Raw genomic sequence first — 25485 nt, 5'->3', positions numbered from 1 at the left:
GCCATGAAATTAACCATCGACAAACGTCATCTCGAACAACTGCTTATCGATCACCCCCGCCTGCAAAGCATCAATGAGCAATTGCGTTTTGGCACCAAGGCGCAAGTGCCTTACGATTTACTCAGCGAGGCCGAATTAGCCAGTCTGGCCGGCATTTACTTGCAACAAGGCGAAGCCTTGCAGCAGCAAGCAGCACTATTGATCGCACTGCAAGCGGCGCTGGCCGACAACAGCCATCGCTACAACGTCGATCAACTGGAAATGTTGTTGCCGGCCATTGCTAATTATTTATTGGAAGGCGGGCTGCGTGGATGGTTGTTTCATGTGCAGCCGTCCGGCAGAACCTTGGCCTATCTGATCACCCGCCTGGATTACACGCCACCAGGTGAGGAAGAAGCCGGGCGGATCTTGATCGAATTGAAAGCCAATACCAAGGGTAAAATCATGGTGGAGAGCCTGATTATTCGTAGCAAGGATCTGGCTAACAAAACCATCCCGGAGATTTTTGCCACCAAAGGTTACTTAAAAGAAACCCCGGAATTAATTGCCAGTTACGACGAAGCCTCCAGCCGCTATTTCGATTGGCGGGCGCGCTATGGTGAGCAGTTTTCCGGTTGGGGAACCGGCGAATACGCCGAGGACCCAACTGCCAGCCACCGCAGCAGTGACTGGACGCGGAAAAATACGGTGGTCATGTCCTCCGGCGGCGGGATCTGCCGCTTGGTCAATGACGAGAATATCCTCAGCGAACGGGCTCTGAGCCTGGACGCGTCCGGCGACATTCTCGGCACTTATCTGCGCAAGGCCGGTAAAAGCATGCGTTACGACAGCAAAACCGAAAGCGCGATGGAAGCCGCCAAAGCCGATGTACCCAAGGGCATGTTCACGGAAATGCCGGTGCATGGCTATATCCTGATGTTCCATCTGGAATTGCATCACCATGTTTGGGTGCATGTCGATGATACTCAGCCTTATGTGTATCAGCCGGAATTGAAGCAAAAACTGATTTTGCCGCCGGAGCAGACCGATCTGATCGACATCCTGACCGCGGAAATGGACATGCTGATGGACGACATCGTCGCCGGTAAATCCGGTGGTACCACCGTGCTGTGCGCCGGTCCGGCCGGCGTGGGTAAGACGCTGACGGCGGAAGTCTATTCGGAAATCATCAAGCGGCCTTTGTACAGGGTGCATTCCGGGCAATTGGGCTTAAACGTCGCCGAGATGGAAAAAACCTTGAAGGACACCCTGATCCGCGCCCAACGTTGGGGGGCGGTGATGCTGATCGACGAAGCCGATGTTTACATCAAAAGCCGGGCGGATAATCTGGCCTCCAATGCCGTGGTTGGCGTGTTCTTGCGGGTGCTGGAGTATTTCAACGGTCTGTTGTTTTTAACCACCAATCGGGTCGACGACATCGACGAAGCCATTATTTCCCGTTGCATTGCCATGCTGCGCTATCACGCCCCGGACCATGCTGATCGTTGCAAAATCTGGCGGGTGATGACCGAGCAATTTAGTTTGCCGGTCAAGGAAGAATTGATCGACGAGTTGGCGGCGATCTTTCCCGGTGCCACTGGTCGCGACATCAAGGGCTTGACCAAGTTGGTCGCCAAGTTCTGTCAGCAAAAACAGCTGGCACCGGAGCTGGAAGTGTTTAAGCGCTGTTCGGTGTTTAGGGGCTTGGAATTGTTGGACGAAGCCGCCTAATTAGAAAACAGCAATATACTTAGTTTTGCTACTGTTTTATTAAGTAAAACAATAAATTGCTTTTTGCGTGTATTGTTGATTTTTAATAAGCCGATATAGTGAAAGCGAGATTTCGTTTCGACCGAAACACGGTCCGGGAGGGCAAATGAAGATCGCTAAGATAGGAAATACCGGTATCGCCATACTCATCGTGGTCATGGCCGGCTTGCTGGGCGTATTACCCATGGGGTTGGTGTTTTCCCTATTGCTATTTGCGGCGTTGATACGCGGCAGCGTGATGTTAATCGACAAAGCCATAGATAACGGGGCACAGGCCAAGGAAATTGATCGGCATTAATTCCGGTTAGCATGTTTATCAACACCCTGAAGTTTAGGAAAGAAACCAATCCTTAACCGTCTGGAGGCTGGCATAAAGTGGTGCTTGGCCCGCGAGGTCGATGCTAAGCCTGAGCGCCTCGCGGGCCAAGTGACTTGCCGGTGGAGGTCCGCTCCAGCGAAGGGTTAGGCGTCTTTCGTTCTCACCGTACGAGCATTCCTTGCCATTCACCACCGGCTGGAGCGATGCTAAAGGCACCCTTCATGCGTGACCGATTCGTTGGATCAGTTGCCAGCCGAGATCGCCAAGCTCGGCTTTGAGTTCGTCTTGGCGCCTGCGATCGCCAGATAGTGCCGGATGAGTTTCGATAGCGGTTTCGCTCTGCTTGAATCTTGACTCCCTGCGCAGCCAGATTTTCCAGTCCCCCAACACTAGCGTGAGGACGTGTTGGTCTACGGGCGAAAGGAAGTAGGTGTCACCCTACTCATCAGTGCTGTGACCGACCTCAGCCTCATAGATTTGTGGAACTCCGTTCAGTTCGGCAACGCCCAGGCTGGTTGAGTGCAGGGTTAGCAGGCGCTATTGGGTGGAGGGGTTCCATAGCTGCTGTAAGTCTTGCAGGTAGGCCGGGTACGAAGTAAAGGGGCACCGTGGGAGGCGACGTCTTGCGAAATAGCAATTTATGTCGGCTTTTCCGAAGAATGTTTCGCATGTGCTCATGGCGAAGATGTCACTGTCTAGTTCGGCTGGCGCCATTGGACCGGAGGGTAGACCTCTATATTGTTGGCGCCGGCGAAGATTCTGCGACTCCTGACGAAGTGAGGCGAGTGAGAAGTGGTGTGTAACTTGGAAGAAATGTCGCAGTTCGTGGGCAACGATCCAGACAAAAAGAATTTCGTCTTCTTCGAGCGCTCTGCGCGAAAGCCAAACCATGTGATGGCATGCCACGTCCTTCATGACAGCTAGGACGTGAGATGGAACAGAATTGATAGCATGATCGCGGTTCCAGTAGAAGGCAATGTCCTTGAATTCTTCTAGTACGCCGTCTGTCTTCGAATAATCTTCGCCATCGAGGAGTACATGAGTTGGGCGGTATTCCGCCCCCACAAGGTCAACGACTCGGTTGACAAGATCAGCCCTTTCGGAATAAGAGCCGACAGGATAGGTGAGTATGTCCATCGGTGTGGTGCCGTCAGCCCAGCCTCGAACGAGGGGTTAGGCGTCATTGAGCAGCTGCAAGGCCTTCAAGCAATTGCATCGTTGTAAGATTGGGAGTGCCAGTCGCGGAACTTGGTTGGTAGTGCAACTGAAAGGCCTTCAGAATGTCCTTGGTTCCTACTGCTACAACGCCAGTCACGCCCGGTGGTGGAAAGGCTGGGTCATCGACCATCACGTAAGCCTCACCCTTCTTTCCGTACCCGTGCGGCTTGGCGTATCCGCACTGCTCGAGAAGTGCTTGAATCTGCGAGTCGCTTCCAATTTGCGTTGTTGATGATAGCTTCGGCCAAAGTCCCACACCTTGATCCGCGAGCAGCTTCCAAGGAAAGTTTTTACCCGGGTCAACCTTGCGCTTAGGTGCAACATCGGAATGCCCAACGACGTTCGCGTTGGTGATAGAGGGGTTTTCGGAAATGATTACCCTGCAGAGTTCTACCAAGGCGGCGACTTGGGCCTGTGGATAGTCGTTCTTGTTTCCGTCGAGGTTCACTATCTCCACGCCAATTGATCGACCATTTACAAGCTTCTTTCCTCTCCACATCGAGACACCAGCATGCCATGCCACCTCATCATTGTTGAGGATCTTGTAGGCAACACCGTCAGGTGCAAGGACGTAGTGGGCGCTCACCCCTCGGTATCGAAGCACGCGTAATGACGACTCGATATCCAGGGCCGTGTAGTGGAGAACCAAGGTATCCACTTTCTGAGTTCTCGCTCCGTAGCTGTCTGATTGAATTCGGGCACTCTCGATCTGAACCACTGTTGTCTCCTGAATGACGCCTAACTAAAATTAGACAACCTAAATGACGCAAAACATTGCGTCAGAACGATGTCCAAACGTTTCAAAAAATAAAAATATCCTTTCATTTCAACTGTGTATCTGCATTTGGCATTGCCTAAATTAAATGGGTTAACCATCAAATTTTACCCAAACTATTTCTGCAATCGCCCCCGCCGCGCATCCATCGGATTTTGCTTTAAAGGCCGGTAAATCTCAACGCGATCTTCTGCGCTGAGATTTTTGTCCAAATTACAAATCTGCCCAAAAATCCCCACCTTCTGCTGACTTAAATCAATTTCCAGAAACTCCCGCAAGATGCCGGAAACTTCTATGGCTTGTTTGGCGGTGGAATTCGCCGGCAAGCTGATCGGAATAAGCACTTGCCGATCCGGCATGGCGTAAGCCACTTCCACCGCTATCAAATCATCCGCCATATAAGGCTTTGGCTCGCTGGGTGAACGAGGTGACCATGGTGTTGCAGATTTGGTTGAACACCGGGCCGAAGGCTAGATTGGCCAGCATGCCGGAGATTTCAAACTCCAGATCCAGCGAGATTTTGCTGGCGTCTTCGCGCAACGGCATGAAACTCCAAAAGCCTTCTAGCGAGGAAAACGGACCGTCCAGCAAACTGATCTGGATTCGGCCGCCCTGGTCTACCTTGTTACGCGTGGTGAAGGATTTATGAAAACCAGCCTTGGCGATGTCGATTTGGCCTTCAACGATATTGCCTTCACGCTTCAATATTTTGCTGCCGGAGCACCAAGGTAAAAACTTGGGATATGACTCAATGTCGTCTACCAGATCGAACATCTGCTTTGCAGAAAACTTGACCAGGGCGCTTTTCTGTACAACCGTGATCATTTACAGCACCCCGAGTACATGTAGGAAGACGATGAATACCGCCGCCGGCGCCACGTATTTAATCAGAAATTGCCAGGCTTGAAAGCCTTGCGCAGGCAGTTCCAGTTCCTGTTCGGCATGGGCTTGTTTCATCATCCAACCGGCAAACACGGCGATGCACAAACCGCCCAGGGGTAGCATCAGGTTGGCGGTCAGGTAGTCCAGCAGTTCGAACAGGTTTTTATCGAAGATTTTAAAGTCGGACCAAATATTAAAGGAAAATACCACGGCCACGCCCAAGCCCCAGCAGGCAGTGCCGGACCAGACACAGGCTTTTTGCCTACCAATGTTTTTATTTTCTACCAGCCAGGCCACCGCCGGTTCAATCAAGGAAATGGAGGAGGTGAGAGCGGCGAAGAACAGCAACACAAAAAACAATACGCCGAATAACCAGCCACCGCTCATATGTCCAAAGGCCAAGGGCAGGGTTTGAAATATCAAGCCGGGGCCGACAGCTACCTCCAGATTATTCGCAAATACCAAGGGAAAGATGGCGATGCCGGCCAGTAAGGCCACGGCGGTATCGGCGCCGGCGATGAAAAAGGTGGTTTTGGCAATTGAGATATGGCCTGGCAGATAAGAGCCATAGACCATGATCGCGCCCATCCCCAGGCTCAGAGTAAAGAAGGCGTGGCCCATCGCGGTCAGCACCGCATCAGCGGTGATTTTGCTGAAATCGGGGCTGAATAAAAAGTGGATGCCTTGCGCGTAATAGCCGGATGCCATCGCGTAAGCGACTAAAATGATCAGGATCACAAATAAGGCCGGCATTAAAAAGCGTACGGCTTTTTCCAGGCCGCCTTTCACACCGCGCATCACTACTTGCATGGTGATGAACATAAACACGGTGTGCCAGAAAATTTGCTGGATAGGGCTGGCCATCAAATTGTCGAATATCTGCTTAACTTCGCCGCCGTCGGTACCGAAAAAGCCACCGAAAAACGCTTTGAAGATGTAAGCCATAGCCCAGCCGGCAATCACGCTGTAGTAGGACAGGATTAAAAAACCGGCGATCATCCCAATCCAGCCTAAATAGCCCCAGCGCGGATCGACTTTGGCTTCGGCAGCCAGAGATTGCATTGTATTGATGGGGCTTTGCCGGCCGCGGCGGCCCAGCATAATCTCCGCAATCATGATCGGTATGCCGATGGCGGCCACGCAGATTAAATACACCATCACAAAGGCGCCGCCGCCGTTTTGGCCTGTGATGTAAGGAAACTTCCAGATATTACCCAAACCGACCGCCGAACCGGTGGCAGCCAGAATAAAGGCGAAGCGGGAGGACCATTCGCCGTGGATGGAGGGGGTTTTATCGGTCATGTTGGAGAGCCCTTGTGTTTTTATGTCGTTATTTAACGGGTGTGTGAGTAAAATATCAAAATTCACGTTTTCAGTCAGTTTAAAAAATCTTCGCTACGTAATGGCAGCCAAAAAATCCAAGAAGGACAACAAAGCCACCGATAACACCATTGCGGTGAATCGTCAGGCTTCTCACGAATACACCATAGACGAGACTTTCGAGGCCGGTTTGGTATTGGAAGGCTGGGAAGTTAAAAGCTTGCGCGACGGTCGGATTCAGCTCAAGGAAAGTTATGTCGAGATCAGGCGCGGCGAGGCCTGGTTGAGTGGTGCGCATGTGTCGGCGCTGCTGTCGGCTTCTACCCATGTCAATCCCGATGCGGTGCGCAAGAAAAAATTGTTGTTACACAGACGTGAATTGAACAAATTAATCGGTTCCGTGGAGCGCAAGGGTTATACCTTGATTCCATTGTCGATGTACTGGATTAAGGGCCGTGCCAAGCTGAAAATCGGTTTGGCGAAAGGTAAAAAATTGCACGATAAACGCGCCGCATCCAAAGACAAAGATTGGCAACGCGACCGCGCCCGCATCATGAAGCACGGCTAATCTCGATGGCGACGCATCCTAATTTACTGGACGCAGACAACAGCGTGTTGCTGGTGGTGGACATTCAACAACGGTTGTCGGCGGCGATGCCCGTTACAGACTTGCAGCAGATGCTTATGCACGGTCAGCGTTTATTGCAAGCCGCCGGGCTGCTGGATGTGCCGGTGTTGTTGACCGAACAGTATCCGCAAGGGCTAGGGCCTACTCAAGCGGAGATTAGCGAGCGTTTGCCCGGCAGTGCCAGTATTTTCAGTAAAACCGGTTTTTCTTGTTGCGCTGCGGATGGCTTCCAACAAGCCCTGGCTGATACTGGTCGGCAGCAAGTGGTGATCATCGGTCAGGAAGCGCATGTGTGCGTGTTGCAAACCGCGCTTGAGTTGTTAAGTGCAAACTATCAAGTGCATGTAGTGGCAGATGCGGTTTGTTCACGGCAGGTCCAGCATAAAGATTACGCCTTGCAGCGCGTGCAGCAGCAGGGTGTTACGTTGAGTTGTCACGAATCCGTGTTGTTCGAATGGTTGCGGGATGCTCGGCATAGTCATTTCAAAACTATTTCAGCGCTTCTGCGCTAGTGTCACGGGGGTTTAATGCTACGGAAGGGATGGAACGCGGTCATACTGGGACTGTTGCTAATACAAGGTTGCGCGGAGCCGCTGCCGCCGTTGCATACTTTTAGCGGTTTTGCGCAAGGGACCACTTACCATATTAGCTATTGGTCACCGCAAGCCTTGGATGAGGCGCAGATCACCGCTGAAGTTGAAAAGGTTTTCCTGGATTTGGATAAAACCTTATCCAATTACCGACCTGATTCGCTAATCGAGCAGTTCAATGCCAACGCTTCGACGGATGCTCAGCCAGTCGGCGAGGAACTTGTCGCTTTGGTTAAAATCGCGCAGAACGTCAGCGCTCTGAGTCAGGGGTGTTACGATTTGACCATCAAACCTTTGTTCGAGCTGTGGGGCTTCATGGGGGATGATTTGACTATTCCCGACGATGCAACGTTACAGGCTGCTTTGGCGAATGTCGGCATGGACAAGTTGCAGCTGGTGGACGATAGTCATATGTCAAAAAAACTGCCGAATTTGCGTGTCGATGTCTCGTCGATAGCTCAGGGTTACAGCGTAGAGAAAATCAGTAATGCGCTGCAGGCTATGGGTATCCAAAACTACTTGGTGGAAATAGGCGGCGAATTGAAAGCGCTGGGTAGCAAACCGGACGGCAAGGCTTGGCGGATTGCGGTGGAAAAGCCGCTGCCGGGCGAGCAAAAAATGCATAAGGTAGTGACCCTGCCGAAAGACAGCCCAATGTCGGTGATGACTTCCGGCACGTATCGGCATTATTTTGATGTCAAAGGTAAGCGTTACAGCCACATCCTCGATGCCCGTAGCGGCGCGCCGGTTAGTCACGATTTAGTGGCGGTCAGCGTGTTTAACGAAAATCCGACTATCGCCGATGCCTGGTCTACCGCTTTGTTATGCCTGGGGCAGGAAGAGGGGATGAAACTTGCCGATGCCGAGAAATTGCAGGTGATGTTTATTCAGCAGCAAGGCACCGAGTTTTTGGAAAGCAAAACCAGAGCCTTGACCATGTCGACCCAAGTGACGATTAACTAGGCTTAGTTCTATCGTGGTAGTATCCACGCAAAACTGAATCGGGGGAGATTTTATGTGGGGTCTAAACGATCACTTGACGTTCGCCGTGCATGGTGGCGGGGACAACGGTGGAGGAGTGGCCGGCGGGGTGGAGAGCTTATTGTCCTTCCTTGAAGTGCTGGTGCGGCAATCTCCGTCGGAAAGTTTTAATAGCGTGTTGCCCGGCATTGCCGCGCTTCAGAACATTCATCCATTGCTGGTGCATTTTCCGATTGCACTGTTGACCTTGTTTTTCACCCTGGATTTGATCGGCAGCTTGGCGAAGCGCTCGGAGTGGCGGCAGATAGCCGGTGCGTTTTTGTATTTGGGCACTGTGTTTGCCGCACTTACCGTGGCGGCGGGTCTGGTGGCGGCAGGGAGTGTGGCGCATGGTGGGGATGTTCACGAGATTATGGAGCATCACGAGCATCTGGGTATCTCGGTATTGAGTCTGGCTACTCTGCTGTCGGCGTGGCGTTTGTTTAGCAAAGGGCTGATAGTCGGACCGGCTAACACGCTGTATTTATTACTGGCGACGATTTTATCCGCCTTGCTGGCGACCACCGCCGATCTGGGTGGGTTGATGGTTTATAAGCATGGTGTATCCGTGCAAGCTGCGGAGCAGGTCAATCGTGCGGCAGCGCTCGCCCATGAACACGAGGGCGTTGCGCCGCAGAATTTGCCTGCAACGTCTGACGAAACCGAAATCGAAGATTTGAATTCGGAAGATAGTCATCAGGATGAAACGACGCATGGCGCTGCCGGTCATCATCACGACCATCATCATGCGCATTAACGCATACCTGATGAGCCGCCGGACGAAGGCTGACAAGGGTCAGCCTTTTTTTATTGGCGCGGACATGACATATCGGATACCTGTGTTATCCTACGCCGCCATTTTTTATGAGGCTTTCGATGCGTACCCGCGTTAAAATTTGCGGCTTTACCCAGGTGGAAGATGCGCTTTATGCGGCCAATTTGGGCGTCGACGCGATTGGTTTGGTGTTTTATTCGCCCAGTCCAAGAAACGTCAGTATTGAACAAGCCGCAAGCATCAGTAGGGCGTTGCCAGCTTTTGTTAACGTGGTAGCCTTGTTCGTCGATGCCGAGCCGGCTTTGATCCGCGAAGTATTGAATAAAGTGAGAGTGGATTGCCTGCAATTTCATGGCGATGAGCCTGCTGAGGATTGCCGGATTTACGATAAATCGTATATCAAAGCCATTCGCATGCAACCCGATACCGACGTCGTCAGCTTGCAACAGCAATACCACGATGCGGCCGGATTACTGTTGGATGCTTATCATCCGGGCGTGCCAGGCGGCAGTGGTAGCAGTTTTGACTGGGATTTGATTCCAAAGGCCCGCAGTTTGCCTATCATTCTCGCGGGCGGATTGATGCCGGAAAATGCCGGGGAAGCGATTAAAGCGGTAAAACCGTATGCACTGGATGTCAGCAGCGGTGTTGAGGCCGGGAAAGGCATCAAGGATGCGGCGAAAATGGCTGCTTTCATAAGAATAACTAATCAAGCGACTTGAGAACTATGACAGATAGATACGATATGCCGGATGCCCGGGGCCATTTTGGGCCTTACGGCGGTATTTTTGTAGCGGAAACGCTGATGCCGGCCATAACCGAGCTGAACGAAGCCTACCAGCGCTATACGCAGGATCCGGAGTTTATTGCCGAGCTGGATGCGGATCTCAAGGACTATGTCGGTCGGCCGTCGCCGCTATATCATGCGGAACGCTGGAGCCAGCATCTGGGTGGTGCGCAGATTTATCTGAAGCGCGAAGATCTCAATCACACCGGTGCGCACAAGGTTAACAACACCGTTGGTCAAGCTCTGCTAGCTAAACGCATGGGCAAGACCCGCATTATCGCCGAAACCGGCGCCGGTCAGCATGGTGTTGCCACCGCGACTGTTGCGGCCCGTTTGGGCTTGGAGTGTGTGGTATACATGGGCGCCGTTGACGTAGCCCGCCAATCCTTAAATGTTTATCGCATGAAGTTGTTGGGCGCCACCGTGGTGCCAGTCGAGTCAGGTTCCAAAACCCTGAAAGACGCACTTAACGAAGCCTTGCGCGACTGGGTTACCAATATCGACAATACTTTTTACATTATCGGTACGGTTGCTGGTCCGCATCCTTATCCTGCCATGGTCCGTGACTTCCAGGCCGTGATAGGCCGGGAAGCGCGCCAGCAATGCCTGGATCAAGCCGGCAAATTACCCGACGCCTTGGTCGCTTGTGTTGGCGGTGGTTCCAACGCTATTGGTTTGTTCTATCCGTTTATCGACGATGCCGGCGTGAAGATGTATGGTGTCGAGGCTGCCGGTGACGGAATTGAAACCGGTCGCCATTCCGCGCCGTTATCGGCCGGTAGACCCGGCGTATTGCACGGTAATCGTACCTATCTGATGGCCGATGACGACGGTGAGATTATTGAAACCCATTCGATTTCCGCCGGTCTGGATTATCCTGGCGTCGGTCCGGAGCACGCCTGGTTGAAAGACACCGGCCGAGCCCAATATCCCAATATTACCGACGACGAAGCAATGGCTGGCTTCCACGCCTTAACCCGTATGGAAGGGATTATCCCTGCTCTGGAATCCAGCCATGCGATGGCTTATGCAATGAAACTGGCGCCCACCATGCGTAAAGATCAAATTATCATCATCAACCTGTCCGGACGCGGCGATAAAGACATGCAAACCATTATGCAACGCGAGGGCATCAGTCTATGAGCCGTTTAGCGAACAAATTTGCTGAATTGAAAGCCTCCGGGCGCAAAGCCTTGATTCCTTTTATCACAGCCGGCGATCCTTATCCGGAATTTACCGTACCATTGCTGCATGAAATGGTGGCCGCAGGTGCCGACGTGATCGAGCTAGGCGTGCCTTTCTCCGATCCGATGGCTGATGGGCCTGTGATCCAACGTGCCAGCGAGCGGGCTTTATCTCATCATGTTGGCTTGCGGAAAGTGTTGAGCATGGCCATGGAGTTTCGCAAAACCGATCAGGACACACCGTTGGTATTGATGGGCTATTTAAATCCGATAGAAATCATGGGTTACGAAGACTTTGCGAATGCCGTGCAGCGCGCTGAGGTTGATGGTGTATTGACGGTGGATTTGCCACCTGAAGAATCCGAGTCTTGTGTTCGCATGCTGCGCGAACGCGGCATCGATCAAATTTTTTTATTAGCGCCGAACACCAATGCCGAACGGATCCAGAAAATGGATGCGGTGGGCAGCGGTTACCTGTATTACGTGTCTCTGAAAGGCGTCACTGGTGCGGGTCATCTGGATACCGCCGATGTCGAAGAAAAATTGCAACTCATTCGCCAGAATACTGCACTGCCGGTAGGTGTTGGTTTCGGCGTTAAAGATGCCGATACAGCGAAAACCATTGCCGCGATTGCCGACGGCGTCGTGGTGGGTAGCGCACTGATCAGTAAAATAGAAGCGAATCTCGATGATCCTCAGCAAGCCAAGCATGAGATCATCACTTTATTGAAATCCATGCGCGCAGCCATGGATGTTTAAGCTTTCAAGCGGAGATTACACCGAATGAGTTGGTTTGAAAAACTGGTTCCCTCTGCCATCAGAACCGAATCGTCGCAGAAGAAAACCACCGTGCCGGAAGGCTTGTGGAATAAATGTCCGCGTTGCGATGCGATTTTGTTTAACGCCGAGCTGGAGAAAAACTTAAGCGTTTGCCCGAAATGCGATCACCATTTACGCATTTCGGCGCGTAAACGCCTGAATATCTTTTTGGATGAAGACGACCGTCAAGAAATCGGTGCTGGACTAAAACCGAGCGATCCTCTGAAATTTAAGGACAGCAAACGCTATAAAGATCGGATTAGTCAGGCTCAGAAACAAAGCAACGAGAATGATGCGTTGGTGGTGATGAAGGGCACGCTAAAAGGTGCCGGTATCGTTGCGGCGGCGTTTGATTTTGGTTTCATGGGCGGCTCTATGGGATCGGTGGTTGGTGAGCGATTCGTGCGCGGCGTGAACGAAAGTTTGCGTTTGGGTGTGCCGTTCATCGTCTTTACTGCCAGCGGCGGTGCCAGAATGCAGGAGTCTTTGTTCTCACTGTTTCAAATGACCAAAACCAGCGCGGCCTTGACCAAACTGGCCGAAGCCGGAATTCCGTATATTTCCTTCATGACCGACCCCACCATGGGCGGTGTTTCCGCCAGTTTGGCGATGTTGGGTGATATTAACGTGGCGGAACCGGACGCTTTGATCGGGTTTGCCGGCCCGCGGGTGATTGAGCAGACGGTGCGGGAAAAATTGCCGGAAGGTTTCCAACGTAGCGAATTTCTGCAGGAACACGGAGCCGTAGACATGATCGTTGATCGCCGCGAGATGCGCGATAAAATATCCAGTATTCTGGCTATTATGTGCGCCGGTAGTAGCAAGGCCGACGTGGTCGAAGTGATTGCCAACATCGAGCCATTAAGCAATCAGGGTGAGAGCGATAATCCGCAGCCTCAGGAATAAATACGGTCGAAATGACACGTTTTGATTCGCTGCAAGCCTGGTTGGAGTGGCAGGAAAAACTACATCCTCGGCCTATCGATTTAGGGTTGGGAAGGGTTGCCGGCGTATATCGGCAGCTTAATCCCGAACAAAAAAAACCGCTAACCATCACCGTTGCCGGTACCAACGGCAAGGGTTCTTGCGTAGCGTTTCTGGAAGCGATCTATCGCGCTGCGGGCTACCGGGTTGGCGCTTATACATCGCCGCATATTTTGCGTTATAACGAACGCATTCGTATTGATGGGATACCGGTCGAGGATGCCTTGATTTGCGATGCTTTCACCCGCATTGATGCGGCGCGCGGCGAGACCAGTTTGAGCTATTTTGAGTTTGGCACGTTGGCTGCTTTGAGTATTTTCGCCGAGGCGGATCTGGATATTCAGTTACTGGAAGTCGGTTTGGGCGGCAGACTTGATGCGGTGAATATCGTTGACCCCGATGCAGCGATTGTGACGACGATAGCTCTCGATCATGTCGATTGGCTGGGTCATACCGAAGAAGCCATTGGCCGGGAAAAAGCGGGCATTTTCAGATCCGATGTCGCAGCGATTATTGGCGATGCGCAAGCGCCACGCTCAGTCGTTGAGGTGGCTGAGCAAGTGGGAGCCATTGCGCTGCAAATGGACAGCGAATTCAGTTATCAAAAACAGCGCGATAGCTGGGAATGGCACTCTGCGGATAAGCAGATAAACGGCTTGCCGGCACCGGCGTTTAAGGGCGAACACCAATATCGAAATGCTTCGGCGGCGATAATGGCTATAAACACCCTTCAGCCTATATTAGCAGTCAGTGACAATGCAATTCGGCAAGGCTTGGAAACTGCCCAGCTATCAGGGCGTTTTCAGTTGATTGCCGGCGCACCGCGAATTTTGCTCGATGTCGGGCACAACCCGCAGGCTGTGCAAACATTAATCAACTATTTGTGCGAATACTTCCCCGAGATCAGAATACATGCAGTTTTTGCGATGATGCGGGATAAAGATATTGCCGGCGTATTGAACATGATGCGCGACAGAGTGACCACGTGGTATTTAGCGCCACTTGCTAATCCTCGCGCTGCAACTCCGGATATGTTAGAAACCATTTTTCAGCAACAAGGCCTGGATAATGTCCGTAGCGGTTTTACCGATTTTACCGAGGCATTTCAAGCCGCCCGGCAAAATGCCGGACAGGACGACTTGCTTTTGATTTTTGGTTCTTTTTTTCTAGTATCCGAATATTTATCGAAATTTTCTTAGAGGTGATCAGAATGGATCAAGAGTTAAAGCAACGATTGATTGGTGCGGCGGTGATTACCGCGTTGGCGGCGATTTTCGTGCCTATGTTATTCGACGACCCGATTGACGAAACCGGCAAAAGTATCAATGAACTGAAAATCCCCGAACTGCCTGCCAAGGCTCAGGATGTGGAAATCATGCCTTTGCCGGAAAAAGTTGAAGAGGTAGCGGAAACTCTGCCTGCAGCGAATGTACCCAGACAAGCGGTGAAAGTGCTGGAAGAAGGCGAATCGGAAGCCGAGTTGGAAGTGCCCAAGCCCCAAGTTAAATTGACCGCCAAAGAAACCGCTCCGGCGCCACGGAGCCTGCCGGCCGCCAAACCCGCTGCTGCACAGGCTGCGGCTGCTGCACAAATCGATGAGGAACCTGCTGAAGCGGAAGATGTGCCGCCGGCAGTCCTGAGCAAACCAAGCAAATCGCCGGCACCTACCATCCAGCCTTTGCAAGCGGTGAGTCCAACGCCGAAAGTGCTTAAGCCGGTTAACAAATTACCTGAACCCAAAGCAGAGGTAGCGGCAATTCCCGCTCAGGCGCCAGTGCCTAACGCGATCGGCAAAGCGCCGGCGGCCGCTGCCGAGGACAACAATCGCTGGTATTTGCAAGTGGGTACGTTCAGTCAAAAACCCAACGCCGTGAGTTTGCAGGATAATCTGAAGCAACAAGGTTTCGCCGCGTCGGTTAGAGAAGTTGCCAGCGATAAAGGTACGGTGTTTAAAGTGCGCATAGGGCCTATCGTCGATAAAGCCAAGGCCCAAGCCGTGAAGGCAAAGTTGGCGCAAATTAACGTCAACAGTTTTGTTTCGGCGGACGAATAACCCTTTGCCAAAGTCGTTTTGTTTGATTTAGCCGGCTAGACTATGTTGGATTTTGTACCCTGGGCCAAGTTGCTGTGGGTCGATTACGTCGTTATTTCCATTATCTTGATTTCGGCGATAATGGGCCTAATGCGCGGATTTATTAAAGAAGCGTTTGCCTTGGTGCTTTGGATGGTGGCGGTTTGGGTGGCAACGCAGTACTGCCGGGATGTTTCGGTACTGCTGCAATCCACCATTAGCTATCCTTCGGCCAGAATCGCTGCGGCATTCGCGTTGCTGTTTTTCGCCACCTTGATTTTGGGTAGTTTAATCAGTTTTTTGCTGAGTCAGCTTATCGAAAAAACCGGCTTGACCGGTAGCGATCGTCTGCTGGGTATGTTATTCGGTATTGCCCGCGGGGCGGTACTGGTTTCCTTGTTGGTGATGCTGGCCGGCTTAACGCCGTTGCCGGAAGATCCCTGGTGGAAACAATCCCTTCTCATTCCTCCGTTCCAAGCCTTGGCGGTGTGGTTGAAAACCCACATGCCGACTGGTTTGGCGGATTACATCCATTATCGATAACTTGGGTCTGCTATGTGTGGTATTGCCGCTATTGTTTCCAATCAAAGTGTTAATCAGGATTTATACGACGCCCTGACGGTACTTCAGCATCGTGGTCAGGATGCCGCCGGTATCGTCACGTGCGACGGTAGCCGTTTGCATTTGCGCAAGGATAACGGATTGGCGCGGGACGTCTTTTCCAGCAAGCAGATGATGAAGTTGAAGGGCAATATGGGCATCGCTCATGTACGCTATCCGACCGCCGGTTGTACCAGTTCGGCGGAAGCGCAGCCTTTTTACGTGAACTCGCCGTTTGGCTTGACGCTGGCGCACAACGGCAATTTGACCAACACCGAAGAACTGAAATATCAGGTATTCATGGATGACCAGCGCCACATCAACACCGATTCGGATTCGGAAGTGTTGCTGAATGTATTCGCGCATGAATTAGCGCAATTCGGCAAGCTCAAATTGACTGTGGACGACGTGTTTCAAGCGGTTAGCTCGGTACATAAGCGTATTCGCGGTGCTTACGCGGTAGTCGTGATGATTGCCGGTTTCGGCGTATTGGGTTTCCGCGACCCGCATGGCATTCGGCCCATTGTGTTCGGCAAACGCAAAACCGAGGATGGCACTGATGATTACATGATTGCTTCCGAAAGCGTGGCGCTGGACGTGCTGGATTTTCAGTTGATACGTGACATAGAACCGGGCGAGGCTGTGTTTATCGAAGCGGGCGGCCAGTTGCATACCCGGCAATGTACCGAATTGGTCGATCATTGCCCGTGTATTTTCGAATACGTCTATTTTGCTCGGCCGGATTCGATCATCGACAATATTTCTGTGTACAAAGCCAGAATGCGGATGGGCAGAAAACTGGCGGAAAAAATTCAGCGGGAATGGCCGAACCACGACATCGACGTGGTGATTCCGATTCCGGATACCAGCCGTACCGCCGCGTCCCAGATTGCCCACGACCTGGGTGTGAAGTTTCGCGAAGGCTTTATGAAAAACCGCTATATCGGCCGGACTTTCATCATGCCCGGGCAAAAAATGCGTAAAAAATCGGTCAAGCAAAAGCTGAACGCCATTTCGCTGGAATTCGACGGCAAGAATGTATTGCTGGTAGACGATTCCATCGTGCGCGGCACGACTTCCGAGCAGATTATTCAGATGGCCCGCGATGCCGGTGCCAAGAAAGTGTATTTTGCGTCTGCGGCACCACCCGTACGTTATCCCAATGTCTATGGCATCGATATGCCGGCTGCGCATGAGTTAATTGCGCATGATCGTACCGAGGAGGAAATTTGCCAGGCCTTGGGCGCGGATAAGCTGATTTATCAAAGCCTGGACGATTTGATTGAAGCGGTCGGTAGAGGTAATCCGGACATCAAGCATTTCGATACCTCGTGCTTCAGCCACGATTACATTACCGGCGATATTGACGATGCTTATTTGGCGCGCATTGAAGCCTTACGCAATGACAATGCCCAGGAATTGCGCAACAGCGGCAGTTTTATCATAGAGATGCAGGTTGCAAAGTAACAGGACCCGAAATGAGTGAATTTGATTGGCAAGACTACGCCCCGGAAACCTTGGCCATCCGCACCGGGCATAAGCGCACTCACGAAGACGAACATAGCATCCCGATTTTCGCTACCTCCAGCTATGTGTTCAAATCGGCTGAGGAAGCGGCACTGCGCTTTACCGGCAAGCAACCCGGCAATATCTACTCGCGTTTCACCAACCCAACCGTCAGCGCGTTTCAGGAGCGCTTAGCGCATCTGGAAAAAGGCGAGCGCTGCCTGGCGTTTGCGTCGGGCATGGCGGCGATTATGGCTGTGGGTATGGCTCTGTTGAAGGCCGGCGACCATGTGGTCTGTTCGCGCAGTGTGTTCGGCAATACAGTGCTGACTTTCCAAAATTATTTCGGCAAGTTTGGCGTCGAGACCGATTTCGTCAGCTTGACCGATCCGGCGGCTTGGGAAGCGGCGATTAAGCCCAATACCCGATTTCTGTTTCTGGAAACACCTTCCAATCCGTTAATCGAAATCGCCGACATTCGGGCCATAGCCGATATAGCACATCGGCATGGTGCGCTCTTGGTGGTTGATAACGTGTTCTGCACGCCGATCTTGCAACAGCCATTAACTTTGGGCGCCGATTTGGTGGTGCATTCCACGACCAAATACATCGATGGCCAAGGGCGTTGCGTCGGCGGTGCGGTGGTGGCTAACGAAGAATTGATCGAAAAATACGTGTATCCCTATCTGCGTACCGGCGGTGCGACGATGAGTCCGTTCAATGCCTGGGTGTTTTTGGGGGGACTGGAAACGCTGGCTTTGCGTATGAAAGCGCATTGCGACAGCGCTTTTGAACTGGCCAAATGGCTGGAGCAACAACCGGCCGTAGCCAAGGTGCATTACCCTGGATTGCAATCCCATGCTCAGCACGAGTTGGCTAAGCGCCAGCAGACGCATTTCGGCGCAGTGGTCAGTTTCGAATTGCAAGGTGGCAAAGATCATGCTTGGCAACTGATTGATTCGACACGCATGTTGTCGATTACAGCGAATTTGGGCGATGTTAAAACCACCATCACTCACCCGGCGACCACTACACATGGCCGCTTGAGCCCGGAAGCCAGAGCCGAAGCGGGAATCAAAGACAGCTTGGTAAGAATTTCGGTGGGTTTGGAAAATATCGATGACATCAAGGCCGATTTGCTTAACGGACTGACAAATTGCTGATGGTGCGGGTCGGTAAAGCCTGCTGTCGCGCCACGTAAATCCAAAATTAAGCTATCTTTGACCGACGTTATAGAGAGATTGCGATCATGTTTCAGGATAGAAAAGAGTACCGAAAAAACTTTAACGCGGAAGGCCAACTGTTTGTGGGTGGCGAAACCTTGCAACTGAATTGCTACGATGTGTCGCTGAAAGGCGCGATGGTTGAAGTCAGTCCTGGCGACTTGCTCACCACTATCCAGGATTTTGAAGCGTTGCTGAACGAAGACCGGCAAGCTGAAATATTTGTCGCAGAATTGATGTTGGCCGGTGAAGTCGACATTGTTTGGGTTAAACGGGAACGCAACCGCCTCATGATGGGCCTGGAGTTTCGGGATGTCGTACACAACGCCCACAAGCTCTGGCGCAAGCGGTGCGGCTACCGCAAACTGGAAGCGTTTAAAGCCGAATTGTTTATCGACAAGGAGCGCTTTAGTGTGGAAGGTGTGAATCGTTCGGTACAGGGTATGTGCCTGAAATTAACCGGTCATCATCCCTGTATTAAGGTCAACGCTCCGGTTAAGCTGTTGGCTACCGAGCTGGGATTGAGCGCTTTGGGCAAAGTGGTTTGGGTAGAGAGCAACGAACTGGTCACCCGCCTCGGTCTGCAATTGGTGATCGTCAAATAAGGTGTGGTTGGCCTGCTTGCCGTTGATTCATGCACTTTAGGCATTTTTGCCCCGGCATTACTCTACGCAAATATCACAAGCCTGTTTATTATTGGAGCCGTTTAGTCAGAAACGAGTCCAAAAAGCCATGTCAATGCTGCTTAAGCGTTTAGTAGCGGATCCAGTTCGTGGCTCATATCCAGTGCATGCAAATCATCAAAACCGCCTATATGCCGCTCGCCGATATAGATTTGGGGTACCGTGCGACGTTTGGTTTTTTCCATCATTTGCTGACGTAGTCCAGGTTCGGCATCCACATTGATTTCCGTATAGCCGACGCCTTTGCGATCAAAAAGTTTTTTTGCCATGGTGCAATACGGGCAGAGCTTCGCGGTGTAAATGATAATTTCCGGCATGAGAAAAAATTAATAAATGCTAATGAATGAAGGTATTCTAAAGCTACGGCCGGTTTTGCTCAATAGCCACGGCCTTGGCGAGTTCCTCGATTAATAAGCAGGACGCCTCGGGTAGGGTTGCACCAAACGCCACAATCCCGTCTGCGTGGCCGAGCATGCTGAATAATCCAGTTTTTTTCAGTCTACCTGAGGCAAATAACTCGGCAACGGCGTTGGCCATTTCCGGGGTGCCGTAGGGCACGTCTGCCGCAGTAAAAGCCAGATTCAGCCGGTTGGTCTGCAACCATAACTCCGGGCAGTGCACATGTATCACGGCGCTAATCGCTGGGTGTTGACGATAAACGCTGGCGTGGGTGAGTGCTTCCGAGGACGGTTGAGATAAGCCTTGCGACTTGATGGCATTATGTTCCGGCGATGCACTTTCGATCAGCGCATAGTGTTGTTTTTTAAGAACCGGCAAATGTCCGGTTTGAGTGCCGGAGATCAAAAACTCCTGACCACCACCGCGAGCTAGGCGTCGACTGATGTTGCCAAATCCCAGTCCAGCGTATTTTTCGGCTATTTGCCCAATCAGTCGCAAGCGATAAAACAGGCTGCGCCAGGCGTTGAGTTCGCTGATATCGATGTCCGCCGCGAACTCGCCATGCTGATGATCAAGGTGATATTTAATAACACCTTCCAGTTCGCTCAATCCGTTTTCCATTCTTATAATGTGTTTTTAAGATTTATTTTGTTATCCAGCCAACGCATGAAACCTAATTTTTTAAGACCCGGCTTTGCCTTTTGTTTGCTGTTTTTGTTGATCAGTTTAAACCTTGCGCACGCTGCAAATCAAAACCCGGCCAACAAAACGCTGTCGCATACCGATATACAGCAACGTATTCAAGTCATCAAAGATAAGCAGAATCTGCCTGAAGAACAGAAAAACCGGATTTTGGCGGCGTATCACGAAAGTGAAGATAACCTCAACGAATTGGAGGCACAGGACGCACAAGCCGAATCCTTCAAGCAGGCTTTAAACAGCCTACCGATAGAAGTGAAGCAATTGGCAAGGCAAATAGCTGAGGCCGAAAGCAATTTAAAAAATAGGAAGTCCGAGAAGCTGGTAATTTTTCCGACGGATGAGTTGGAGCAACGTCTGCTTATCGAAAAAACCAAGCTTAGCGATTTAGACGCCGAAATCAGCCGTATCGAAGCGACTTTGGGCGAATTGAACAGCCGGCCGCAATGGATTCGGGAAAAAGTCTCCGAAATCAAGAGCAAACAGACTTCCAGTCAGCAGGAACAGCAGAGTTTGGCATCCAGGGCTGACGACAATCTTTATCAAAAAGAGGCCAGGCAGATACAACTGGATAGCCGGATTCGTCTGTTAAACAGCACGCTGAAAACGCTGGAATTGGAAAATCTTAGTAATCCCTTGCAACTGCAAGCTAACAAGGATCGTGTACATCTGTTGACTCTGCAACGGGAGCAGCAGAGTTTACTAATTGCTGACCTCGATAATTTCTTGCTGGAGCGGCGCCAACAGGAAACTGATAAAGAGCAGGCAGCATTATTGCAGGCCGAGAAGGACGCGGAGGGCAAACATCCGTTGATTCGGGCTGCCACGAAAGAGAACATGCAGTTCAACCGCAGTTTGCAGGAAATCAATAAAAACATGGAGCAGTACTCGCTCCAAAAAAATGAAATAGACGTTCGATATAAGCAGCTGGAGAAAGATTTTCAGAGCGCCGAGCAAAAAATCAGCCTGGCGGGCTTAAGTCCTGCTTTGGGCAATTTACTGCGCGAACAACGCCGTAATTTGCCGCAACGCAAACAATACGGCACTTTGAGTGAAGAGGTTCAAAACCAGATTGCCTTGACCAGCCTGGAAATGTTCAAGTTGGACGAGGTCAAAAAAAATCTGGTCGATATTAACCAGGTGTTGCTGACGCGCATTGCCCAATTGCCGGCGGAGACGGACGAGTCGGAAAGGCTACGGGTGCGTACCGAGTTACGCATGTTGTTGAACGACCAGAAAGACCTGGTGGCAAGACTGGCGAGTGGTTATAGCGACTACGGCCGGCTCTTGGGTGATGTCGATTTCAGTTTGCAGCAAATGTTGAGTATCGCCGATAAATTTAGCGGCTATCTGGATCAGCGTTTATTGTGGGTGCCTAGTGCGCCGGTTATCGACAAACATTATTTTCAGGAAATTTTTTCCTCATTGCTATGGTTCATGAGTCCGAGCAATTGGCTAGGTGTGGCGACGGCTTTCTGGGATGGCATCAACCATTTCCCGCTCCTGGTATTGGTGGGTTTGGGTATCGTAATACTCCATTGGCGTTTCCGGGTTCGAATCAAGCAGCAACTCGCCGTGCTGTTAGCAAAAAAAGCTATCAATCACAATTTTGGCGATATTGTTTCCAGTCTGCTTTATCTGTTATTGATGTCTCTTTACGGGGCCTTGTTGATGGCCTGGATTGGTGGCGTGCTGATATTGAACGCGCGCGCCGATTTTTTCAGTCATTCGTTCGCCGCCGGTTTAATCGCTTCGGCCTTGTCATTGTGCCTAGTGCAGTTCTTCTATCGATTGTTTAGGCCGCGAGGTGTCGCGGATACCCTGTTCCATTGGTCTGATCACGCTATTTTGTTGTTGTACACGCAAATGAAGTGGGCCCGATTCATACTGGTGCCCTGCGTGTTTCTTATCGCAATGACCGGTAGTGATCTGTTCTCCGAACACAGTTATGCATTGGGCCGAACTGCGTTGGTCGTGATGATGGCAACGATGGCCTATTTGTTTCACCGTCTGATGCACCCGCAGTCGGGATTGGCAAAGAACTGGTATTTGCAATCGGAAGGCTGGATTAGCCGCTTGCGTTATGTGTGGTACGCAATTGCGGTGTTGGTACCCTTGGTAATCATCGGTTTTGGAGTGACGGGCTATTACCAAAGTGCGCTGGAACTGCAAGGCAAGTTGATAATGAGCTTGCGTTTGATCTTTCTCACCGTATTGTTCCAAGGCTTGGTATTGCGTTGGTTGCGCAATACCGAACGCAAGCTAGCGTTGAAGAATGCGGAAAAAAAACGCAAGCAGGTCGAGCAAGCCGCCGTTAGCAGCGCTAATCTGGAAGGGGGGTATCCTGTCGAGGAGCAGTTGCTGGATATTTCCAAAATTAATCAGCAAAGCCATAAGTTGTTGACCACGGTGGTCATGGTGATCATGTTGGTCGGTTTCTGGATGATCTGGAGCGATATTTTACCGGCCTTGACGGTATTCGATCAGGTGGTGCTGTGGCAGCATAGTGAAATGGTGGACGGCAAGGAAATATTAGCGCCCATTACCTTGATCAATCTATTGATTTGTTTAGTGTATAGCGGACTGGCTTTTATATTTGCCAGTAACTTTCCGGCTCTGGTCGATTTGATAACCGCCGGCAAGTTCGCTATGACCGCCGGTAGCCGTTACGCGCTGATTCAATTGGTGCGCTATTCACTGATTACCGTGGCCTTTCTGGCGATTGCCAACGAGCTTGGCGGTAGCTGGTCGCAAGTGCAGTGGCTGGTAGCTGCGCTGTCAGTAGGTTTAGGTTTTGGTTTGCAGGAGATTTTCGCGAACATGGTATCGGGTATTATTTTGCTGTTCGAACGACCGATTCGGGTCGGAGACACCGTGACTGTCGGCGATGTCACGGGCCGGGTTAGCAAAATACAAATGCGGGCGACGCATATTGTCGATTGGGATAGAAAAGAGTTGGTAGTGCCGAATAAAACCTTTATTACTGATCAATTGATCAACTGGACATTATCGGATACCGTCACCCGGGTGGTGGTGCCGGTCAGCGTGGCCTACGGCACCAGCGTGGCGATGGTGGAGGAAATTCTGGCGGATGCGGTAAAAAGCGTAGAGCAAGTGCTGAGCGATCCGGAACCGATGGTAATCTTTATTGGTTTTGGTGATAGCGCCCTGCAGTTCAAAATTAACGTATTCGTCCGCGAACTCAGCGATAGGACGGTGGTTACCCATCGCCTGCACACGAAAATATACGAAGCCTTGTTGGCCCACCATATCGAGATACCTTTTCCACAACGCGACGTGCATATCCGCTCTGTCGCGAAAGGGATATTGAACGAATGAGGCGAGGTTTATTAGCCGATTTCAATATAAAGCCATTCTGTAATAAAATGGCCGCCCTTTGAACCTCGATTTGGCTCTTTAACTATGCGTTGTCCGTTTTGCTCAGCACAAGATACTCGGGTAATCGATACCCGCTTGGCCGACGACGGCGATCAAGTCAAACGCCGCCGCGAATGCGTGGCCTGCAAAGAGCGGTTTACTACCTTTGAAGTGGTTGAATTGACCTTGCCGCGTATCATCAAACGCAACGGCGCCCGGCAGAGTTTCGACGAAGCCAAGCTACGGGCCGGCATGCAGCGCGCCCTGGAAAAACGCCCGGTACAAGTAGACGCCGTCGAGGCCGCGCTTAGCCGCATTAAAAAAGCCCTGACGGCAAAAGGCGAGCGCGAGATTCCGGCTCGCGAATTGGGTGAACTGGTGATGCAAGAATTGCAAACACTCGATCATGTCGCTTTCGTGCGCTTCGCCTCGGTGTATCGCAGCTTCCAGGATGTCTCCGAATTCACCGCGATGATCGAAAATCTGCAAAAGCATGACGCCTAGCCAAGACGCGGCCTATATGGCGCGTGCCGTCAAATTGGCGGAGAACGGTAAATACACAACCGACCCCAACCCGCATGTGGGCTGTGTGTTGGTCAAGGACGACAAGGTGATTGCCGAGGGTTGGACACAACGCGCGGGTTTTGCCCATGCCGAAGTCGATGCGCTGGCCAAAACAGACAACGCACTAGGTGCGACAGCTTATGTGACGCTTGAGCCTTGCAGCCATCACGGTAAAACCGGCCCTTGCAGCGAGGCATTAATCGCTGTCGGCATCCGTCGAGTCGTCGTGGCGATGCAGGATCCCAATCCCCTGGTGGCTGGCCGCGGTTTGCAAAAACTCCGCGAAGCCGGCATCGAGGTACTGGTCGGCGTCTTGCAGCAGGAAGCGGAAAAGCTAAACCAAGGCTTTTTTAAACGTATGCGGCAGGGTTTGCCCTGGATACGCAGCAAGCTGGCCATGAGCCTGGACGGCCGCACCGCGCTGGCCTCCGGCGAGAGTCAATGGATTACGTCCGCCCACGCCAGGCAAGACGTCCAGATTTGGCGGGCAGCCAGCAGCGCCATTGTCACCGGCATCGACACGGTGTTGTACGATGATCCGCAATTGACTGCACGTGTGGATTTCGATGCGGAGCAGCCGGTCAAAGTGGTGCTGGATTCGCAATTACGTATGCCTTTATCCGCCAGGCTGTTAGAAAATGCAGTAGAAGTTTGGATTATGACCTGTAGCGACGACGCGCTAAAACAGCAGAAATTACGCGACGTGGGCTGCAAAGTCTTTCGAGTCGAGGCGCGGAATGGGCGTGCAGACTTGGCGCAGGTTTTTAAGTTGCTCGCCGAGTTACAAATCAACACGGTTTGGGTGGAGGCCGGGGCCACGCTGAACGGTGCGCTGCTCGATAATGGACTGGTCGATGAATGGTTGATTTATATGGCGCCCTGTGTGTTGGGGGATCAAGCGCGCGGCCTGTTCAGTCTGTCGGGCATGCTGACCATGCAAGATAAAAAAAGCCTGCGCCTGCTCGAAGCCCGGCAAATTGGACCGGATTTGAGATTACGTTATCAAGCAAACACCGATTGAAACGATGAAAACTATTATTGTAATGACATTGGTAATTGGCCTGCTGCCTGCTTGGGCGACGGCGGATGAGGACGATAAGCCGGAAACCAGCACCTTGCAGATTCAAGGCGGCAAAGTGATCGGCGAAAAGCACGAAATCGAAGTCTACGATTATCATAGCGGCACCTATCAAACCTTTGATGTTTATCGTAAGTCAGCCGAGTCGCTAAAGAAAGACCCTGACCCCCAAACGCCAAAGCAAACCACCGAGCCCGCGCCGCGCTAATCGTAACGGACATTTTTACCTTTTTT

At 51.6% G+C, this 25485-nt stretch carries 27 protein-coding genes; 20 read left to right on the top strand and 7 right to left on the bottom strand.

Going from position 1 to position 25485, the window contains the following annotated elements; translation table 11 throughout:
* Positions 1 to 3 precede the first annotated feature (3 nt).
* On the top strand, positions 4 to 1710 hold the full coding sequence (locus tag EBB_RS23165) for an AAA family ATPase (RefSeq protein ID WP_192396018.1): 1707 nt from the start codon (positions 4 to 6) through the stop codon (positions 1708 to 1710).
* Between the two features lie 145 nt (positions 1711 to 1855).
* Positions 1856 to 2047, top strand: coding sequence for a hypothetical protein (locus tag EBB_RS23160; RefSeq protein ID WP_192396017.1), 192 nt, complete (start codon positions 1856 to 1858; stop codon positions 2045 to 2047).
* Positions 2048 to 2605: 558 nt separating this feature from the next.
* Here EBB_RS23160 and EBB_RS23155 read toward each other — a convergent pair.
* From EBB_RS23155 to EBB_RS23135, 5 genes are all read right to left on the bottom strand, one after another.
* Positions 2606 to 3205, bottom strand: coding sequence for a hypothetical protein (locus EBB_RS23155; RefSeq protein ID WP_192396016.1), 600 nt, complete (start codon positions 3203 to 3205; stop codon positions 2606 to 2608).
* 43 nt (positions 3206 to 3248) lie between these two features.
* A complete protein-coding gene (locus tag EBB_RS23150; RefSeq protein ID WP_192396015.1) occupies positions 3249 to 4004 on the bottom strand; it encodes an N-acetylmuramoyl-L-alanine amidase in 756 nt (251 codons plus the stop codon).
* Positions 4005 to 4177: 173 nt separating this feature from the next.
* A complete protein-coding gene (locus tag EBB_RS23145; RefSeq protein ID WP_223146921.1) occupies positions 4178 to 4444 on the bottom strand; it encodes an RnfH family protein in 267 nt (88 codons plus the stop codon).
* A 4-nt stretch (positions 4445 to 4448) separates the two neighbouring features.
* Positions 4449 to 4886 carry a type II toxin-antitoxin system RatA family toxin gene (locus EBB_RS23140; protein WP_020481596.1) on the bottom strand — a complete coding sequence of 146 codons (438 nt, stop codon included), beginning with the start codon at positions 4884 to 4886 and terminating at the stop codon, positions 4449 to 4451.
* Positions 4887 to 6245, bottom strand: coding sequence for a sodium-dependent transporter (locus EBB_RS23135; RefSeq protein ID WP_192396013.1), 1359 nt, complete (start codon positions 6243 to 6245; stop codon positions 4887 to 4889).
* Between the two features lie 100 nt (positions 6246 to 6345).
* Between EBB_RS23135 and smpB the strand changes: the two genes are divergently transcribed.
* The 14 genes from smpB (at position 6346) to EBB_RS23065 (ending at position 19055) form a co-directional block, all read left to right on the top strand.
* Positions 6346 to 6831 (top strand): SsrA-binding protein SmpB, encoded by a 486-nt coding sequence (gene smpB / locus EBB_RS23130; RefSeq protein ID WP_020481594.1) that lies wholly within the window; start codon positions 6346 to 6348, stop codon positions 6829 to 6831.
* A gap of 5 nt (positions 6832 to 6836) precedes the next feature.
* Positions 6837 to 7403, top strand: a complete 567-nt coding sequence (locus tag EBB_RS23125) for a hydrolase (RefSeq protein ID WP_192396012.1) — start codon at positions 6837 to 6839, stop codon at positions 7401 to 7403.
* 15 nt (positions 7404 to 7418) lie between these two features.
* Positions 7419 to 8444 carry an FAD:protein FMN transferase gene (locus EBB_RS23120; RefSeq protein ID WP_192396011.1) on the top strand — a complete coding sequence of 342 codons (1026 nt, stop codon included), beginning with the start codon at positions 7419 to 7421 and terminating at the stop codon, positions 8442 to 8444.
* 52 nt (positions 8445 to 8496) lie between these two features.
* Entirely contained in the window at positions 8497 to 9258 is a 762-nt protein-coding gene (locus tag EBB_RS23115) for a DUF2231 domain-containing protein (RefSeq protein WP_192396010.1), read from the top strand.
* A gap of 119 nt (positions 9259 to 9377) precedes the next feature.
* Positions 9378 to 9998, top strand: coding sequence for a phosphoribosylanthranilate isomerase (locus EBB_RS23110; RefSeq protein WP_192396009.1), 621 nt, complete (start codon positions 9378 to 9380; stop codon positions 9996 to 9998).
* A 5-nt stretch (positions 9999 to 10003) separates the two neighbouring features.
* On the top strand, positions 10004 to 11206 hold the full coding sequence (gene trpB, locus EBB_RS23105; RefSeq protein ID WP_192396008.1) for a tryptophan synthase subunit beta: 1203 nt from the start codon (positions 10004 to 10006) through the stop codon (positions 11204 to 11206).
* Entirely contained in the window at positions 11203 to 12006 is an 804-nt protein-coding gene (trpA, locus tag EBB_RS23100; protein WP_192396007.1) for a tryptophan synthase subunit alpha, read from the top strand. Before trpB ends, trpA begins: the two co-directional genes overlap by 4 nt.
* A gap of 24 nt (positions 12007 to 12030) precedes the next feature.
* Entirely contained in the window at positions 12031 to 12972 is a 942-nt protein-coding gene (accD, locus tag EBB_RS23095; RefSeq protein WP_192396006.1) for an acetyl-CoA carboxylase, carboxyltransferase subunit beta, read from the top strand.
* An 11-nt stretch (positions 12973 to 12983) separates the two neighbouring features.
* Positions 12984 to 14249: a bifunctional tetrahydrofolate synthase/dihydrofolate synthase gene (gene folC, locus EBB_RS23090; protein ID WP_192396005.1), complete on the top strand. Its 1266-nt coding sequence runs from the start codon at positions 12984 to 12986 to the stop codon at positions 14247 to 14249.
* 11 nt (positions 14250 to 14260) lie between these two features.
* Positions 14261 to 15103 (top strand): SPOR domain-containing protein, encoded by an 843-nt coding sequence (locus tag EBB_RS23085; RefSeq protein WP_192396004.1) that lies wholly within the window; start codon positions 14261 to 14263, stop codon positions 15101 to 15103.
* Positions 15104 to 15145: 42 nt separating this feature from the next.
* Positions 15146 to 15664, top strand: coding sequence for a CvpA family protein (locus EBB_RS23080; protein ID WP_192396003.1), 519 nt, complete (start codon positions 15146 to 15148; stop codon positions 15662 to 15664).
* 12 nt (positions 15665 to 15676) lie between these two features.
* Positions 15677 to 17188 carry an amidophosphoribosyltransferase gene (gene purF / locus EBB_RS23075; RefSeq protein WP_192396002.1) on the top strand — a complete coding sequence of 504 codons (1512 nt, stop codon included), beginning with the start codon at positions 15677 to 15679 and terminating at the stop codon, positions 17186 to 17188.
* 11 nt (positions 17189 to 17199) lie between these two features.
* Positions 17200 to 18390 carry an O-succinylhomoserine sulfhydrylase gene (locus tag EBB_RS23070; RefSeq protein WP_192396001.1) on the top strand — a complete coding sequence of 397 codons (1191 nt, stop codon included), beginning with the start codon at positions 17200 to 17202 and terminating at the stop codon, positions 18388 to 18390.
* Positions 18391 to 18476: 86 nt separating this feature from the next.
* On the top strand, positions 18477 to 19055 hold the full coding sequence (locus EBB_RS23065) for a PilZ domain-containing protein (RefSeq protein ID WP_192396000.1): 579 nt from the start codon (positions 18477 to 18479) through the stop codon (positions 19053 to 19055).
* 140 nt (positions 19056 to 19195) lie between these two features.
* Here the strand turns inward: EBB_RS23065 and grxC are convergent, their stop codons facing one another.
* Together grxC and EBB_RS23055 are read right to left on the bottom strand one after the other, a co-directional pair.
* Entirely contained in the window at positions 19196 to 19450 is a 255-nt protein-coding gene (gene grxC, locus EBB_RS23060) for a glutaredoxin 3 (RefSeq protein WP_033158647.1), read from the bottom strand.
* A gap of 43 nt (positions 19451 to 19493) precedes the next feature.
* The gene (locus EBB_RS23055; RefSeq protein WP_192395999.1) at positions 19494 to 20153 is read right to left on the bottom strand and encodes a class II aldolase/adducin family protein; all 660 of its coding nucleotides are present in this window, start codon (positions 20151 to 20153) and stop codon (positions 19494 to 19496) included.
* A gap of 45 nt (positions 20154 to 20198) precedes the next feature.
* Between EBB_RS23055 and EBB_RS23050 the strand changes: the two genes are divergently transcribed.
* From EBB_RS23050 to EBB_RS23035, 4 genes are all read left to right on the top strand, one after another.
* Positions 20199 to 23570 (top strand): mechanosensitive ion channel domain-containing protein, encoded by a 3372-nt coding sequence (locus tag EBB_RS23050; RefSeq protein ID WP_192395998.1) that lies wholly within the window; start codon positions 20199 to 20201, stop codon positions 23568 to 23570.
* An 84-nt stretch (positions 23571 to 23654) separates the two neighbouring features.
* Positions 23655 to 24113 (top strand): transcriptional regulator NrdR, encoded by a 459-nt coding sequence (gene nrdR / locus EBB_RS23045; protein WP_064037024.1) that lies wholly within the window; start codon positions 23655 to 23657, stop codon positions 24111 to 24113.
* Positions 24103 to 25194, top strand: coding sequence for a bifunctional diaminohydroxyphosphoribosylaminopyrimidine deaminase/5-amino-6-(5-phosphoribosylamino)uracil reductase RibD (gene ribD / locus EBB_RS23040; RefSeq protein ID WP_192395997.1), 1092 nt, complete (start codon positions 24103 to 24105; stop codon positions 25192 to 25194). The genes nrdR and ribD overlap by 11 nt, the downstream gene beginning before the upstream one ends.
* A gap of 4 nt (positions 25195 to 25198) precedes the next feature.
* Positions 25199 to 25459 carry a hypothetical protein gene (locus EBB_RS23035; protein ID WP_192395996.1) on the top strand — a complete coding sequence of 87 codons (261 nt, stop codon included), beginning with the start codon at positions 25199 to 25201 and terminating at the stop codon, positions 25457 to 25459.
* Positions 25460 to 25485 lie beyond the last annotated feature (26 nt).

This window comes from Methylomonas fluvii, assembly GCF_014850975.1.
Classification (GTDB): Bacteria; Pseudomonadota; Gammaproteobacteria; order Methylococcales; family Methylomonadaceae; genus Methylomonas; species Methylomonas fluvii.
The sequence above is the reverse complement of the archived record's forward strand: the minus strand, read 5'-3'. Positions and strand labels throughout refer to the sequence as shown.

Bases quoted from the DNA above. Each gene is read 5' to 3' on its own strand.
- EBB_RS23165 (WP_192396018.1), top strand. From the start codon at position 4: ATGAAATTAACCATCGACAAACGTCATCTCGAACAACTGCTTATCGAT.
- EBB_RS23160 (WP_192396017.1), top strand. From the start codon at position 1,856: ATGAAGATCGCTAAGATAGGAAATACCGGTATCGCCATACTCATCGTG.
- EBB_RS23155 (WP_192396016.1), bottom strand. From the start codon at position 3,205: ATGGACATACTCACCTATCCTGTCGGCTCTTATTCCGAAAGGGCTGAT.
- EBB_RS23140 (WP_020481596.1), bottom strand. From the start codon at position 4,886: ATGATCACGGTTGTACAGAAAAGCGCCCTGGTCAAGTTTTCTGCAAAG.
- EBB_RS23135 (WP_192396013.1), bottom strand. From the start codon at position 6,245: ATGACCGATAAAACCCCCTCCATCCACGGCGAATGGTCCTCCCGCTTC.
- smpB (WP_020481594.1), top strand. From the start codon at position 6,346: ATGGCAGCCAAAAAATCCAAGAAGGACAACAAAGCCACCGATAACACC.
- EBB_RS23125 (WP_192396012.1), top strand. From the start codon at position 6,837: ATGGCGACGCATCCTAATTTACTGGACGCAGACAACAGCGTGTTGCTG.
- EBB_RS23120 (WP_192396011.1), top strand. From the start codon at position 7,419: ATGCTACGGAAGGGATGGAACGCGGTCATACTGGGACTGTTGCTAATA.
- EBB_RS23115 (WP_192396010.1), top strand. From the start codon at position 8,497: ATGTGGGGTCTAAACGATCACTTGACGTTCGCCGTGCATGGTGGCGGG.
- EBB_RS23110 (WP_192396009.1), top strand. From the start codon at position 9,378: ATGCGTACCCGCGTTAAAATTTGCGGCTTTACCCAGGTGGAAGATGCG.
- trpB (WP_192396008.1), top strand. From the start codon at position 10,004: ATGACAGATAGATACGATATGCCGGATGCCCGGGGCCATTTTGGGCCT.
- trpA (WP_192396007.1), top strand. From the start codon at position 11,203: ATGAGCCGTTTAGCGAACAAATTTGCTGAATTGAAAGCCTCCGGGCGC.
- accD (WP_192396006.1), top strand. From the start codon at position 12,031: ATGAGTTGGTTTGAAAAACTGGTTCCCTCTGCCATCAGAACCGAATCG.
- folC (WP_192396005.1), top strand. From the start codon at position 12,984: ATGACACGTTTTGATTCGCTGCAAGCCTGGTTGGAGTGGCAGGAAAAA.
- EBB_RS23085 (WP_192396004.1), top strand. From the start codon at position 14,261: ATGGATCAAGAGTTAAAGCAACGATTGATTGGTGCGGCGGTGATTACC.
- EBB_RS23080 (WP_192396003.1), top strand. From the start codon at position 15,146: ATGTTGGATTTTGTACCCTGGGCCAAGTTGCTGTGGGTCGATTACGTC.
- purF (WP_192396002.1), top strand. From the start codon at position 15,677: ATGTGTGGTATTGCCGCTATTGTTTCCAATCAAAGTGTTAATCAGGAT.
- EBB_RS23070 (WP_192396001.1), top strand. From the start codon at position 17,200: ATGAGTGAATTTGATTGGCAAGACTACGCCCCGGAAACCTTGGCCATC.
- EBB_RS23065 (WP_192396000.1), top strand. From the start codon at position 18,477: ATGTTTCAGGATAGAAAAGAGTACCGAAAAAACTTTAACGCGGAAGGC.
- grxC (WP_033158647.1), bottom strand. From the start codon at position 19,450: ATGCCGGAAATTATCATTTACACCGCGAAGCTCTGCCCGTATTGCACC.
- EBB_RS23055 (WP_192395999.1), bottom strand. From the start codon at position 20,153: ATGGAAAACGGATTGAGCGAACTGGAAGGTGTTATTAAATATCACCTT.
- EBB_RS23050 (WP_192395998.1), top strand. From the start codon at position 20,199: ATGAAACCTAATTTTTTAAGACCCGGCTTTGCCTTTTGTTTGCTGTTT.
- nrdR (WP_064037024.1), top strand. From the start codon at position 23,655: ATGCGTTGTCCGTTTTGCTCAGCACAAGATACTCGGGTAATCGATACC.
- ribD (WP_192395997.1), top strand. From the start codon at position 24,103: ATGACGCCTAGCCAAGACGCGGCCTATATGGCGCGTGCCGTCAAATTG.
- EBB_RS23035 (WP_192395996.1), top strand. From the start codon at position 25,199: ATGAAAACTATTATTGTAATGACATTGGTAATTGGCCTGCTGCCTGCT.